Source organism: Sphingomonas mucosissima (assembly GCF_002197665.1).
Taxonomy (GTDB): domain Bacteria; phylum Pseudomonadota; class Alphaproteobacteria; order Sphingomonadales; family Sphingomonadaceae; genus Sphingomonas; species Sphingomonas mucosissima.
The window spans coordinates 762,962-775,598 of the sequence record NZ_NBBJ01000001.1 but is presented as its reverse complement, the minus strand read 5'-3'; the positions used below and the strand labels follow the sequence as shown (position 1 = coordinate 775,598).

Annotated in this window: 12 protein-coding genes and 3 tRNA genes; 11 read left to right on the top strand and 4 right to left on the bottom strand. The window is 66.4% G+C overall.

Features of this window, described 5'->3' with window-relative positions:
• Positions 1-176 precede the first annotated feature (176 nt).
• Positions 177-932 carry a peptidase dimerization domain-containing protein gene (locus SPMU_RS03780; protein ID WP_088332064.1) on the top strand — a complete coding sequence of 252 codons (756 nt, stop codon included), beginning with the start codon at positions 177-179 and terminating at the stop codon, positions 930-932.
• Between the two features lie 187 nt (positions 933-1,119).
• Here the strand turns inward: SPMU_RS03780 and SPMU_RS03775 are convergent, their stop codons facing one another.
• The 3 genes from SPMU_RS03775 to SPMU_RS03765 all read right to left on the bottom strand — a co-directional run bounded on the left by SPMU_RS03775 (position 1,120) and on the right by SPMU_RS03765 (position 2,368).
• Complete coding sequence (locus SPMU_RS03775) at positions 1,120-1,647, bottom strand: hypothetical protein (RefSeq protein WP_088332062.1); 528 nt, start codon at positions 1,645-1,647, stop codon at positions 1,120-1,122.
• 227 nt (positions 1,648-1,874) lie between these two features.
• Positions 1,875-1,950, bottom strand: a tRNA-Ala gene (locus SPMU_RS03770).
• A gap of 94 nt (positions 1,951-2,044) precedes the next feature.
• A complete protein-coding gene (locus tag SPMU_RS03765) occupies positions 2,045-2,368 on the bottom strand; it encodes a TIGR02300 family protein (protein ID WP_088332060.1) in 324 nt (107 codons plus the stop codon).
• Positions 2,369-2,478: 110 nt separating this feature from the next.
• On the opposite strand from SPMU_RS03765, the gene aroA reads away from it, so the two are divergent.
• The 8 genes from aroA to SPMU_RS03725 all read left to right on the top strand — a co-directional run bounded on the left by aroA (position 2,479) and on the right by SPMU_RS03725 (position 9,884).
• The gene (gene aroA / locus SPMU_RS03760; protein ID WP_088332058.1) at positions 2,479-3,819 is read left to right on the top strand and encodes a 3-phosphoshikimate 1-carboxyvinyltransferase; all 1,341 of its coding nucleotides are present in this window, start codon (positions 2,479-2,481) and stop codon (positions 3,817-3,819) included.
• On the top strand, positions 3,810-4,784 hold the full coding sequence (locus SPMU_RS03755) for an alpha/beta fold hydrolase (protein ID WP_245832722.1): 975 nt from the start codon (positions 3,810-3,812) through the stop codon (positions 4,782-4,784). The genes aroA and SPMU_RS03755 overlap by 10 nt, the downstream gene beginning before the upstream one ends.
• The gene (locus tag SPMU_RS03750; RefSeq protein ID WP_088332056.1) at positions 4,781-5,407 is read left to right on the top strand and encodes a (d)CMP kinase; all 627 of its coding nucleotides are present in this window, start codon (positions 4,781-4,783) and stop codon (positions 5,405-5,407) included. Before SPMU_RS03755 ends, SPMU_RS03750 begins: the two co-directional genes overlap by 4 nt.
• Positions 5,408-5,702: 295 nt before the next feature.
• On the top strand, positions 5,703-7,418 hold the full coding sequence (gene rpsA / locus SPMU_RS03745) for a 30S ribosomal protein S1 (RefSeq protein ID WP_088332054.1): 1,716 nt from the start codon (positions 5,703-5,705) through the stop codon (positions 7,416-7,418).
• 183 nt (positions 7,419-7,601) lie between these two features.
• Positions 7,602-7,880 (top strand): integration host factor subunit beta, encoded by a 279-nt coding sequence (locus SPMU_RS03740; protein WP_088332052.1) that lies wholly within the window; start codon positions 7,602-7,604, stop codon positions 7,878-7,880.
• 47 nt (positions 7,881-7,927) lie between these two features.
• Positions 7,928-8,014, top strand: a tRNA-Leu gene (locus SPMU_RS03735).
• A 122-nt stretch (positions 8,015-8,136) separates the two neighbouring features.
• Complete coding sequence (locus SPMU_RS03730; RefSeq protein WP_140418399.1) at positions 8,137-9,456, top strand: ABC transporter substrate-binding protein; 1,320 nt, start codon at positions 8,137-8,139, stop codon at positions 9,454-9,456.
• 8 nt (positions 9,457-9,464) lie between these two features.
• Positions 9,465-9,884 carry a DUF4112 domain-containing protein gene (locus SPMU_RS03725; protein ID WP_088333138.1) on the top strand — a complete coding sequence of 140 codons (420 nt, stop codon included), beginning with the start codon at positions 9,465-9,467 and terminating at the stop codon, positions 9,882-9,884.
• A 24-nt stretch (positions 9,885-9,908) separates the two neighbouring features.
• Here SPMU_RS03725 and SPMU_RS03720 read toward each other — a convergent pair whose 3' ends face one another.
• Positions 9,909-11,009 (bottom strand): anhydro-N-acetylmuramic acid kinase, encoded by a 1,101-nt coding sequence (locus SPMU_RS03720; RefSeq protein WP_088332048.1) that lies wholly within the window; start codon positions 11,007-11,009, stop codon positions 9,909-9,911.
• Between the two features lie 117 nt (positions 11,010-11,126).
• Between SPMU_RS03720 and rimO the strand changes: the two genes are divergently transcribed.
• Positions 11,127-12,455, top strand: coding sequence for a 30S ribosomal protein S12 methylthiotransferase RimO (gene rimO / locus SPMU_RS03715; RefSeq protein ID WP_088332046.1), 1,329 nt, complete (start codon positions 11,127-11,129; stop codon positions 12,453-12,455).
• Between the two features lie 66 nt (positions 12,456-12,521).
• Positions 12,522-12,598, top strand: a tRNA-Met gene (locus SPMU_RS03710).
• The last annotated feature ends 39 nt before the right edge of the window (positions 12,599-12,637 follow it).

Sequence of the window (12,637 nt, the reverse complement as noted above, 5' to 3'; positions counted from 1 at the left end):
GCAGCGAAGGTGCGAAAGCACGCGTTCCGCTTACGCCCAGTTGCAGACATGCCATAGGTACGTGAAGCTCGCTTTGCAGTTTTGGCACTCGAGGCAGACATGAAGGTTTAGGAACTATCGGACGCTGAGCTCCCTCTGCGGCCACACCGGATCAGCGGCCCAGTGCCGATTTTCCTTTGAGCCGATCGCGCGATGATCTTCGCGGCGTCGGCTATTTGTTCACCAAGGGCAAGTACAAGGGCAAGGCAAAGGCGTTCTTCTCCCTCGATGGCGGCGGGCTGGAGGGCGTGACCGTCGGCGGCGCCGGCTCCAAGCGCTACCGCGCCACGTTCCGCGGGCCCGGCGGGCATAGCTATGGCGCGTTCGGACTGGTCAACCCGATGGCCGCCATGTCGCAGGCGGTGGTCGACTTCTACAAGATACCCGTGCCCGCCGAGCCGAAGACCACCTACAGTGCCAGCGTCGTCAGCGGCGGAACGTCGGTGAACGCGATCCCGCGCGAAGTCTGGATGGAATTCGACATGCGCTCCGAAAGCGCGGAAGCGCTGGCCAGCGTCGAAAAGAAGTTCCTCGCCACCCTGCAGCAGGCCGTTGCGACCGAGAACGAGGCACGCTCCACGAAGGAAGGCGCAATCACCGTGGAGCCCAAGCTGATCGGCGACCGCCCCGCCGGGCAGACCCCGCTCACGGCGGATATCGTCCAATATGCCACCGCCGCTTACCGCGCAGAGGGGCTGCCCATCAGCTATGGCGCCGGCTCGACCGATTCCAATATCCCGATCAGCCTGGGCATCCCGGCGATCACCATCTCTCGCGTCTCGGAGGGTGGCCGCGGTCACTCACTGGACGAGTGGATCTCCGTGGAAAAGCCCGGGAACCTCAAGGTGAAACGGATCGGCCTCACCATGATCCTCGCAACGGCCGGCATGTAACCGGTCTTACGCGGGAGAAGTGGGCGCTGGCTGCCGGTATGGCCGAGTGACACCTCGGCCGGCCGGCCCGCTCAGCAGGGACCATGGTGGTGCTGCGCGCGCGGGGCAGGATGCGTAGAGAATGCACTTTCTGCCGAGGTGTGAGGTCGACGCAGCGCGGCCCATCCACGCCGCCGAGCGGGCGCGATCAGCGGCGGCCGTCGCTCACGGCGCACCGTCTCCGAGCGCCGGCTTGGCAGGCCGCAACATCGGCTTCCCATCTCTCGCGATCGGCGCGGGATGCGGCCAATTGCGCCGCATAGTCTGACATGGCAGCCACATGCGCGGCTTCTGCCTCGCGATACCTTGCCATTCGATCCTGCTGGGCGCGTTGCTCGGCGGTGATCTGCTCGAGCTGCGCGCGTGCAGCCGAAAGCTGAGCCTCATTGGCCGCGCGCAGCTTCGCCGCCTCCGCCACCGCGATGGCATCCATCGCGTGCTCGCCGCCGGCTTCGTCAGGGTCGCTCGCTGGCGTCACTGCTGGTTCCGCGACGGCAGCCTCTCGCGGTTCCTCGGCGCTCGGAAGCTCAAGCTCGGGGTCCGGTCGCGGCTCCAGCCTGGAAGGAGGTATGTCGATCACGCGGATCGCATTGGAAACCTGCGCATTGGCGGCGCCCGATCCGCAAAGCAGTATAGCAGCCAGGCCGAGCGAAATGGGCGTGCGTCGATTGAGCATCCCACTAGGCTAACAAACAGACCATGTCGCGTCGCTGAACGATGCCGCACCCCAGGCTTACGCTAGGTTACCCGTTGCCGTCGGCGATGCACTCACGCGTCGCGCCCCGGTAACGGCAGCATCTCCCGAAATCATCAGGAAAGCACGCAAGACCGATATGGAGTAATGGAGCGCGCATTGGCGCTACCCGGAAGTATTCACCACTCAAGCCAATTTAGTACTTGAAATGGTGGAGCCGAGGGGGATCGAACCCCTGACCTTCGCAATGCCATTGCGACGCTCTCCCAGCTGAGCTACGGCCCCATTCCGTTGGGAAGGCGCCCACTAACGGGGCGCTTCGGGCTTGGCAAGCGGCGTTTTGTCGCCGCCTGCCGAAACCCGAATTTTTTCGCGAGGATTAGTTGTTCTCGTCCTCGTCGTTGGATGTTTCCACACCCAGATCGTCGTCGCCGCCGAGATCGACTTCGTCGTCCGCGCTGGGCTCTTCGTCCTCATCCGCAACCAGATCCGTATCCACATCACCGGCCAGATCGCTGTCTGCGGCTTGCTTCTCGGACTTGCTGGCCTCGAAGGGAAGCGGCTGCTTCGACTTCAGGATCGGCTCCGGCTCCCACGCGTAGCCGCATTCGATGCAGGTGACGGGCTCGTCCTTCTGCAGGTCATAAAAACGCGTCGCGCATTTCGGGCACGTCCGCTTCGTGCCCCATTCCGGCTTGATCATGCCGTCTCGTGCCTTTCGGATGGATGGATCAACAGGCTCAGAACACCTGAGCCTGCGAAGTGGTGGGCGCCTTGCCATAGCGCAACCCCGCTGGCAAGGCGCCGCGCGCAATGGCGCATCCCCTTCCCCGCTCCGTCACGATCCGTCCCGCCTCGCGATTGCAGGGGCGCATCCGCGTTCCCGGCGACAAATCGATCAGCCATCGCGCGCTGATGTTGTCCGCACTCGCTGTGGGGGAAAGCCGCGTCGAGGGCCTCTTGGAGGGCGAGGATGTGCTGGCCACCGCCGCCGCAATGCGCGCAATGGGCGCCACCATCACGCGCAGCGATGACGCGATCTGGCGCGTGAACGGCGTCGGCGTCGGCGGCCTGCTGCAACCCCAGGCAGCGCTCGACATGGGCAATTCGGGCACGTCCACGCGGCTCCTCATGGGGCTGGTGGCAAGTCACCCGATCACTGCCACTTTTGTTGGCGACGCGTCCTTATCGGGGCGGCCGATGAAGCGCGTCATTGATCCGCTCTCCACCATGGGCGCGGACATCACGGCGTCGCCCGGCGGGCGCCTGCCGCTGATGGTGCGCGGCCTCTGCCCCGCCGTTCCGATCACCTATACGCTGTCGGTCGCCTCGGCGCAGGTGAAGTCGGCGGTGCTCCTCGCCGGGCTCAACACGCCGGGCATCACCCGCGTGATCGAGCCGATCGCCACCCGCGATCATAGCGAGCGGATGCTGGCGGGCTTCGGCGCCGATATCACCGTAGAGCAGGGTGAGAGCGGCCGGACCATCTCCATCGTCGGAGAAGTCGATCTCAAGCCGCGATCGATCGTCGTGCCGGGCGATCCCTCCTCCGCCGCCTTCTGGATGGTCGCGGCCTCGGTCGTGCCGGGCAGCGACGTGGTGATCGAGAATGTCGGGCTGAACGCGACGCGCGCCGGGCTGGTAACGGCGCTGCGGCTGATGGGTGCCGACATCGTCGAGCTCGATCCGCGCGTGGTCGGGGGCGAGCCGGTTGCTGATCTGCGGGTGCGCCACGCGGCGTTGCGCGGCATCGACGTGCCGCATGACCTCGCGCCATCGATGATCGACGAATATCCCGCGCTGTTCGTCGCGGCTGCCTTTGCCCAGGGCCGCACGATTGCGCGCGGCGCGGACGAGCTTCGCGTCAAGGAATCGGACCGGATCGCGGTGATGAAGGCCGCGCTGATGGCGAACGGCGTTCGGTGTGAGGAGCATGAGGACGGGCTGACGATCGAGGGCAGCGGCGGAGACCCCATCGCTGGCGGCGCCGAGGTCGCCTCGAAGCTCGATCACCGAATTGCCATGAGCATGGCGATCGCGGGCCTTCACGCGCGCGCCCCGATCACCATCGACGATGCGAGCCCGATTGCCACCAGCTTTCCCGGCTTCTTCGATCTGCTGCACACGCTTGGGGGAGAAGCAAGTTGGGGCTGATCGATCGCCGCTCGTTGATCGCCGGGACGGCCGCCACGCTGCTCGCCGCGCCGGCGCTCGCCCGCACGGTGGAACGGCCCACGCGCGAGCTGATGGTGCCGGTGTCGGGCGGCCGCGTCTACGTCCGCGTCAATGGTGATCTCGCCGGGCCGCGCGCGCCGATCGTGATGATCCATGGCGGCCCCGGCGGCACCCACGCCGGCTTCCTGGAGGCGCTGCCGCTCGCCAATGATCGCGCGGTGATCCTGTATGATCAGCTCGACACCGGCCGCTCCGATCGTCCGGGCGATCCCGCCAACTGGCGCGTCCCGCGCTTCGTGGACGAGCTGGAGGCGATCCGCACCGCGCTCGGCGTCCCGCGCTGGCACGTGCTGGGCGCGAGCTGGGGCGGCACGATCGCGCTGGAATATGGCGCGCGGCGGCCCGCGGCGCTTGCCGGCCTCGCGCTCGCCAGCCCGTTGGTCTCCACTCGTAGCTGGCTTTCGGACGCGGCGGCGCTGATCGGGGACCTTCCGCCCGCGATCCGCGCCGAGCTGCAGCGGTGCGGCGCCCTTACCATGGCCGATCCACCGGCGGCTTGCGACGCGCCCACCCAGGCCTTTTACGCCGCTTTCAATCGGCGCATGCCCGCCGCGCCTGACGTGGCCGCATACAGCCGCGGCGTGCCCGGCAACCGGGCCATGTACCAGGCGATGTGGGGCGCGAGCGAGTTCGTCTCCACCGGAACACTCAAGGATTATGACGGCGAGCCGTTGCTCGCCAAGCTGGAAGGAAAGCGTACCTTGTTCCTTTGTGGCCAATATGACGAGGCGCGCCCCCTCACCACGGGTGCCTTCGCCGCGCGCGTGCCCGGCGCCGAATTCGCCGTCATCCCCGGCGCCGCGCACGGATTGTTCAACGATCGGCCGGCCGAGACGATCGGCGTGCTGCGCGGCTGGCTGGCCCGGAAGGATGCCACCGCATGATCATCGCCGTTGATGGCCCCGCCGCCTCGGGCAAGGGCACGATCGCCAAGGCGCTGGCGAAACACTATGATCTCCCGCACCTAGATACCGGTCTGCTGTACCGCGCGGTTGCGGCCACGGTGAAGCGCCTCGAGCTGGACCCCACCCGCGAGGCCGACGCGGTCGCCGCCTGCGATTTCGACGAACTGACGCTGGCCGACCCCGTGCTTCGCGACGACGAGATCGGCAAGCTCGCCTCGATCGTTTCGGCTCACCCGCTGGTGCGCGCGGCACTCTTCCAGCGGCAGAAAAGGTTCGCGAATCAAGAGGGCGGCGCCGTGCTCGACGGACGCGATATCGGCACGGTCATCGCCCCGGCCGCCGAGGCAAAGCTCTTTGTTCGCGCCACGCCGACCATCCGCGCCCGGCGCCGCCACGCGGAGCTGCAAGGGAATGGCTCGCCCGTCACCTTTGATCAGGTGCTGGCCGACATCCGCGCCCGTGATCAGCGCGACAGTTCGCGCACGACGGCGCCGCTCGTTCCGGCACCGGACGCGGCCCTGCTCGATACCAGCTTCCTATCGATCGAGGCGTCAGTCGAGAAAGCGATCAACCTGGTGGAGGCTCGGCGGCGCAAAAGCTAACAGCCCGAGCCTTCCCGGATTCAGTCTTTCCCCTCGCATCGGCGGCAGCGCGGGCTGTTTACCTTGCCCGGGACGCCACTTTGCAGTAAGGCGCGCCGTCCGGCGGGCTGGGGCTCGCGGAGGCATGGTGCGGAGGATGAGCCTCTCGCGCCCTTTTCGCGTAAGCGCATCGAGGCCCTCCCACCCCAATTTGCCTGGATGCTGTGGCGGCATGCGGCCGGCGCGGCGGTGATGGCCAAGACCAGCGGAACCAACCGCTTGGCCGGAAACGAACTGATTAGGACAAACCTTTTTTATGGCAACTCAGCCAAACCCCACGCGTGATGATTTCGCGGCAATGCTCGATGACATGTTCGGCGGCGCCGACAGCTTCGAGGGCCGCGTGGTGCTCGGCACCGTTACCGCGATCGAGAACGACCTTGCCGTGATCGACGTTGGTCTGAAGAGCGAAGGCCGCGTGCCGCTGCGCGAATTCGCGCCTGCGCCGGGCCAGAAGGCCGAGCTCAAGGTCGGTGACGAAGTCGAGGTTTACGTCGACCGCGTGGAAAACATGCACGGCGAAGCGATGCTGTCGCGCGATCGCGCACGCCGCGAAGCCGCATGGGACAAGCTGGAAACCGAGTTCGCCAAGACCGCGCGCGTCGAAGGCGTGATCTTCGGCCGCGTGAAGGGCGGCTTCACCGTTGACCTGAACGGCGCGGTGGCCTTCCTGCCGGGTTCGCAGGTCGATATCCGTCCGGTGCGTGACGTCACGCCGCTGATGGACATCCCGCAGCCGTTCCAGATCCTGAAGATGGACCGCAAGCGCGGCAACATCGTCGTGTCGCGTCGCGCCGTTCTGGAAGAAACCCGCGCCGAGCAGCGTTCGGGCCTGATCCAGAGTCTGGCCGAGGGCCAGATCATCGAAGGCGTGGTGAAGAACATCACCGACTACGGCGCCTTCGTGGACCTGGGCGGCATTGACGGCCTGCTGCACGTCACCGACCTCTCCTACAAGCGCGTCCAGCACCCGTCCGAGATGATCAACATCGGCGACACGGTGAAGGTGCAGATCATCCGCATCAACAAGGACACGCAGCGCATCTCGCTCGGCATGAAGCAGCTCGAGAGCGATCCTTGGGATGGCGCATCGGTCAAGTATCCGGTCGGCGCGAAGCTGTCGGGCCGCGTCACGAACATCACCGAATATGGTGCGTTCGTTGAGCTGGAAGCCGGCATCGAGGGCCTGGTGCACGTCAGCGAAATGTCGTGGACCAAGAAGAACGTCCACCCGGGCAAGATCGTCTCGACCTCGCAGGAAGTCGACGTGGTGGTGCTCGAAGTCGATGCCGACAAGCGTCGCATTTCGCTCGGCCTGAAGCAGGCGCAGCAGAATCCGTGGGAGCGTTTCGCTGCCGAGCATCCGGTCGGCACGACCGTCGAGGGCGAAGTCAAGAACGCCACCGAATTCGGCCTGTTCATCGGCCTCGACAACGACGTCGATGGCATGGTCCACATGTCCGACATCGCCTGGGGCGTGTCGGGTGAGGACGCGCTCAACCTGCACCGCAAGGGTGAAATGGTTCAGGCAATCGTGCTCGATGTCGATCCGGAAAAGGAGCGCATCAGCCTCGGCATGAAGCAGCTCGAGCGCGGCGCACCGGTTGCCGGCGGCGCAGCAACGTCGGGCAGCGGCCTGGGCAAGAACCAGGTCACGACTGTCACCGTTCTCGAAGTTCGCGATGCTGGCCTCGAAGTGCAGGCGGGCGACGATGGGGCGACCGGCTTCATCAAGCGCACCGATCTCGGCCGCGACCGTGACGAGCAGCGTCCGGAGCGTTTCCAGGTCGGCCAGAAGTTCGACGCGATGGTCACCGGCTTCGATCGTTCCAAGAAGCCGACCTTCTCGGTCAAGGCGATGCAGATCGCCGAAGAGAAGCAGGCTGTGGCGCAGTACGGCTCGTCCGACTCGGGCGCGTCGCTCGGCGACATCCTTGGCGAGGCGCTGAAGGCCCGTCAGAACAAGGAGTAAGTACCGGTTTCCGGCAACGGACCGGTGGGGGCTGGGCGACAATCGTCGCCCAGCCCCCTCTTTTTTTCGCTATAACGCGTTCTAGTGCGGCAATTACGTATGGTTCCTATTCCGCACGAACTTTACCTGTATTAAGGCCAACACGCGCCACGAGGGTTCAGTGGCAGATCAAGGGCGGGACAGATGATCCGATCGGAACTGGTGCAGCATCTGGCAGAGACCAATCCTGGTCTGTCGACGCGCGAGGTCGAGGCTATCGTTTCCACCTTCTTCGACGAAATCGTCCGCCGCCTGGCCGAAGACGGCCGCGTGGAGTTGCGCGGCTTTGGTGCCTTTTCCACGCGCGCCCGCGATGCGCGTACCGGCCGCAATCCGCGAACCGGCGAAGTGGTCGAGGTAACGGCCAAGCGCGTGCCTTATTTTAAGCCGGGCAAGGAAATGCGCCAGCGTTTGAACGTCTGAGCGCTTGACGGCGGCGCTTCCGTGCCGCTTTTCGGCGCGTGTGATGCGCGGACGTGGCGGAATCGGTAGACGCCGGAGACTTAAAATCTTCTGCCTGTATAGGCGTGCGGGTTCGAGTCCCGCCGTCCGCACCATCACTCTTGCGCTGGCACTGAGCGCCGCTGCCTGTGAGCGCCGCCCCGATGTCGGGCCGGTCATCGTCAGCGCGAACGGCGCGGAGCCGCAGCTGTCAATCGCGCCGCTCGCCGGTGATGACATGGCGAGCCGCCTGCTCACCGATAGCGTGGCGCAGGGCCTCGTGCGCTTCGATGCCGCTGGCCAGATCGTGCCCGGAATCGCCGAGCGCTGGATCGTCACCGACGAAGGGCGCACCTACATCTTTCGTCTGCGCGAAACGTCCTGGGCGGATGGCCGGCCGATGCGCGCGGCGGAAGTGGTTGCGGTGCTCCGCCGCCGGCTCCAGTCGCGCGCGCGCAATCCGCTCGCTCCTTACCTGACGGCGGTCGACACGGTCGTCGAAATGACGCCGGAGGTGATCCAAATCGAATTGACGCGCCCGCGTCCGGACTTGCTGAAGCTGTTTGCCCAGCCGGACATGGCGATTGTTCATCCTACGCGCCGAATTGGTAGCGGCCCGATGCAGGTCGTCGCGAAGGTCGGCATCGTCACCCGGCTGAGGCCAATCCCCGATGCAAATCGTGCGGCCGATGAGCGCGAAGATCCGCAGGCCGAGGACGACGTGCTCCTGATCGCCGAGCGCGCGTCGGCCGGCATCGCGCGCTTTTCCGCGCGCAAATCTGATCTGTTCACCGGCGGAAGTGTGGGTGAATGGCCGCTCCTCGCCGCCGCCGGGGTTGCGGCGGCCGACATCCGGCTTGATCCCGCGGCGGGCCTGTTCGGCCTGGGCTTTGTTCGCCGCGAAGGCTTTCTGGCCACCCCGGAAAACCGCGCTGCCCTTGCGCTGGCGATCGATCGCCCGGCCTTGGTCCGCAGCTTCACGGCCGAGTGGCAAGCCGCGGAGGATCTCCTCCCCGCTGCACTCGATTCGTCCAGTCCCCCCGCGAAGAGCTCTTGGCAGCCCGTGGCGGCGGAGGACCGGCGCGCGATGGCGCGCGCGCGGGTAGATGCCTGGCGCACGGCGGGGAACGACACGCCGGAGGTCCGCGTCGCCCTACCCAGTAATGCAGGCGGCACCCTGCTGTGGGCACGGGTCGCGGCGGATCTGCATGCCATCGGCGTCCGGCCGCTCAGGGTGGCATGGGATGCCGCCGACGCTGATCTCCGCCTCGTCGACGCGGTAGCCCCGTATGACAGCGCCCGCTGGTATCTCGATCAGGCCTGCCGGCCGTGCGGCGAGGCAGCGACTGAGGCGATCGAGGCGGCGCGGCTCGCGCCCGGCCTTGCCGAGCGCGCGCGCGCCATGGCAGCGGCAGACAGGCTGTTGGCGGAGGACGTGGCCTTCATCCCAATCGCGCGCCCGCTGCGCTGGTCGCTGGTGGCACCGCGACTTCGCGCCTGGCAGGGGAATGAGCGCGCCTGGCATCCGTTGAATGGGGTTCGCCGCAATCCCATCTAAGGACGATGATGAAGAACGCCGCCTTTCGCCCGGAGCTTCTCTTGCAGGACCTGCCGGTCGGCCGCGATCCCGCTTCCGTGCGGCGCCGGGTGGAGGCAATGGAGCGTTTGCTCGAGGGGCTGTTCGTGGTGCCGGGAACGAACCAGAAGTTCGGGCTCGACTTCATTATCAGCCTGGTGCCGGTGCTCGGCGATGCGGTGGCAGGCGCGATGGGCGCCTGGATTGTGTGGGAAGCGCGCAATCTGGGCATGAGCAAGCTGCAACTCACCCGCATGGGCGCCCGGGTCGGGTTCAACGCCCTGATCGGCATCGTCCCGATCGTCGGCAATGCGGCGGACTTCTTCTACCGCTCGAACACGCGCAACCTGAAGGCGATCAAGCGGCACCTCGATCGCCACCACCCGTCGACGGCAACGATTGACCTTTGACGGAAGGCCCGCGTGGGGGCGGTGTCACTCGCCGCGTGATTGCGGCTGATGCAGCACACCGCCCGTCATCGGCTCCGGCACGCCCGTCGTGCCCGGAAAGGAGATCGGCAGACCCTTCAGCGTCCGAACGGCCATGTAGGCGAAGCCTTCCGCCTCGATTGCGTCGCCGTTCCAGCCCAGACCATCCACGGGCTCGGGCGTAAGGCCGGTCTTCTCCGAAATCATCCGAAGCATCACCGGATTATGCCTGCCGCCCCCCGCCACCAATAGCCTCTGCGGCCGTTCGGGTAGCAGAAGGAACGCCTCTGCCACCGTGGCTGCGGTAAAGGCGGTGAGCGTCGCCGCACCGTCCGCCGCGCTCAGCCCGCGCGCCGGCTGGATCGTGAAATCGTTGCGGTCCAATGATTTGGGCGCCGGCTGCGCGAAGAACGGGTGGTCCAGCATCGCCGTCAGCACCGTGTCGTCCACCCGCCCGGCGGCAGCGAGCGCGCCGTCGGCATCGAACCGCGCGCCCGTTTCCGCCTCCACCCAGCTATCGATCAATCCGTTCGCCGGGCCGGTGTCGAACGCCACCAACCCGCCGTCGCTGCCCATCCAGGTGATGTTCGCCACGCCGCCCAGGTTGAGCACGGCAAGCGGCCGCTCCAGCCCGGCGGTGAGCGCCGCATGGTACACCGGCAGCAGCGGCGCGCCCTGCCCGCCCGCCGCCACGTCCGCGCTGCGGAAGTCGGCAACCGTTGGAATGCCGGTGGCATCGGCCAGCGCCTGGCCGTTCCCGATCTGCCACGTCCAGCGGCGATCCGGGCGGTGCGCGACGGTTTGTCCATGAAAACCGACGACGTCGATCTCGCCTGCGCGAAGCCCTGCGTCGCGCAGCAGCTTCTGCACGGCCAGCACATGCGTTCGGGTGATGAGGTCCGCCGCTGCCAGCACCTCGGGGTTGGCGCGCGGCCGCTCAAAGGTGAGCGCGAGTTCGGTCGCTGCCGCGAGTTGCGCCCGCGCGGCATCCGAATAGGCCTCACCGCGAAAAGCAATCGGCCGGACGGCCCCTTCCCCGTCCGTTTCGATCAGCGCGGCGTCCACTCCATCGAGTGACGTCCCGGACATCAGCCCGATCGCCAGCATCGCTTTACCCCCAATCAATCCTCGCGCCCCTGCGAGGCGCCACCGGGTAGCGCAAGATGATTGATTCGGCGAGCATATGGCAAATTGCCCCGTCTCGCACTATGTGCCCGGCCACTCATGGCAACGCGTCTTCCTTCACCGCCCCGCGTGGGCATGGTGTCGCTCGGCTGTCCCAAGAACTTGGTCGACAGCGAGCGCATCCTCACCCAGCTGCGTGCAGACGGCTATCAGATGTCGCCCGATTATGCCGGCGCAGACGTGGTGCTCGTCAACACGTGCGGCTTTCTTGATTCGGCGAAGGAAGAAAGCCTCGAAGCGATCGGCGAGGCGATCGCCGAGAACGGCCGCGTCATCGTCACCGGCTGCATGGGGAAGGAAGCGGAGGTGATCCGCGCGCGCTTTCCCAATGTGCTCGCGATCACTGGTGCGCACGAATATGAGCAGGTGGTGGAGGCGGTGCACGATGCCGCACCCGCCAACCTGTCGCCGTATCTTGATCTGGTGCCCGATGCCGGGCTGAAGCTGACGCCGCGGCACTACAGCTATCTGAAGATCTCCGAAGGCTGCAATCACCGCTGCTCCTTCTGCATCATCCCCTCGCTGCGCGGCGATCTGGTCAGCCGGCGCCCCGACGCGATCCTGCGCGAGGCGGAAAAGCTGGTGGCCGCTGGCACCAAGGAATTGCTGGTCATCAGCCAGGATACCTCCGCCTACGGCCTCGACCTGCGCCATGCGAGCTACCCGCTGAAGGGCGGTGGAGAGGTTCGCGCGCACATGACCGATCTCGCCCGCGAGCTCGGCCGGATCGCGCCGTGGGTGCGCCTCCATTACGTGTACCCGTATCCGCACGTCGACCAGGTCATCCCACTGATGGCGGAAGGGCTGGTCCTCCCGTATCTCGACATCCCTTTCCAGCATGCCGCACCCAACGTGCTCCGTGCGATGAAGCGGCCGGCGAACGACGCCAAGGTGCTCTCGCGTCTGCGCGCCTGGCGCGAGATCTGCCCCGATATCGCGATCCGCTCCACCTTCGTTGTCGGCTTCCCCGGCGAAACCGAAGCGGACTTCAACTACCTCCTTAATTGGCTCGACGAAGCGCAGCTCGACAAGGTGGGCGCGTTCCGCTTTGAGCCGGTGGAAGGCGCCAGCGCGAATGCCCTCCCCAATCCTGTGCCCGAAGAGGTGAAGGAAGAGCGCTACGCCCGCATCATGGAGCGCACGGCCGCGATCAGCGCCGCCAAGCTCCAGGCAAAGATCGGCCGCACGATGGAGGTCATCATCGACTCCGTCGGCGACGAGGGCGCCTCGGGCCGCTCCTACGCCGACGCGCCCGAGATCGACGGCGAGGTTCACCTGCGCGATGCCGGCCATCTGTCCGAAGGCGATATCGTGCGCGTCACGATCGAGGATGCCGACGAACACGATCTCTTTGGCGTTCCCGCTTGACCCGCGCGAAGGCGCTGCTATCAGGCGCGCCTCGCCCGGCGGAAAAGCCGCGGTGAATGCCCATGGGGCGGAGTAGCTCAGCTGGTTAGAGCAGCGGAATCATAATCCGCGTGTCGGGGGTTCAAGTCCCTCCTCCGCTACCATTCTTCGGCAAAATAGCAGCATCGCACCGGGCCGCCTGA

What these genes read in the sequence shown, in the direction of transcription:
- SPMU_RS03765 (WP_088332060.1), bottom strand. Translation starts at nt 2,368, where the DNA reads ATGATCAAGCCGGAATGGGGCACGAAGCGGACGTGCCCGAAATGCGCG.
- SPMU_RS03740 (WP_088332052.1), top strand. Translation starts at nt 7,602, where the DNA reads ATGATCCGATCGGAACTGGTGCAGCATCTGGCAGAGACCAATCCTGGT.
- aroA (WP_088332058.1), top strand. Translation starts at nt 2,479, where the DNA reads ATGGCGCATCCCCTTCCCCGCTCCGTCACGATCCGTCCCGCCTCGCGA.
- SPMU_RS03730 (WP_140418399.1), top strand. Translation starts at nt 8,137, where the DNA reads ATGGCGAGCCGCCTGCTCACCGATAGCGTGGCGCAGGGCCTCGTGCGC.
- SPMU_RS03750 (WP_088332056.1), top strand. Translation starts at nt 4,781, where the DNA reads ATGATCATCGCCGTTGATGGCCCCGCCGCCTCGGGCAAGGGCACGATC.
- rpsA (WP_088332054.1), top strand. Translation starts at nt 5,703, where the DNA reads ATGGCAACTCAGCCAAACCCCACGCGTGATGATTTCGCGGCAATGCTC.
- SPMU_RS03775 (WP_088332062.1), bottom strand. Translation starts at nt 1,647, where the DNA reads ATGCTCAATCGACGCACGCCCATTTCGCTCGGCCTGGCTGCTATACTG.
- rimO (WP_088332046.1), top strand. Translation starts at nt 11,127, where the DNA reads ATGGCAACGCGTCTTCCTTCACCGCCCCGCGTGGGCATGGTGTCGCTC.
- SPMU_RS03725 (WP_088333138.1), top strand. Translation starts at nt 9,465, where the DNA reads ATGAAGAACGCCGCCTTTCGCCCGGAGCTTCTCTTGCAGGACCTGCCG.
- SPMU_RS03720 (WP_088332048.1), bottom strand. Translation starts at nt 11,009, where the DNA reads ATGCTGGCGATCGGGCTGATGTCCGGGACGTCACTCGATGGAGTGGAC.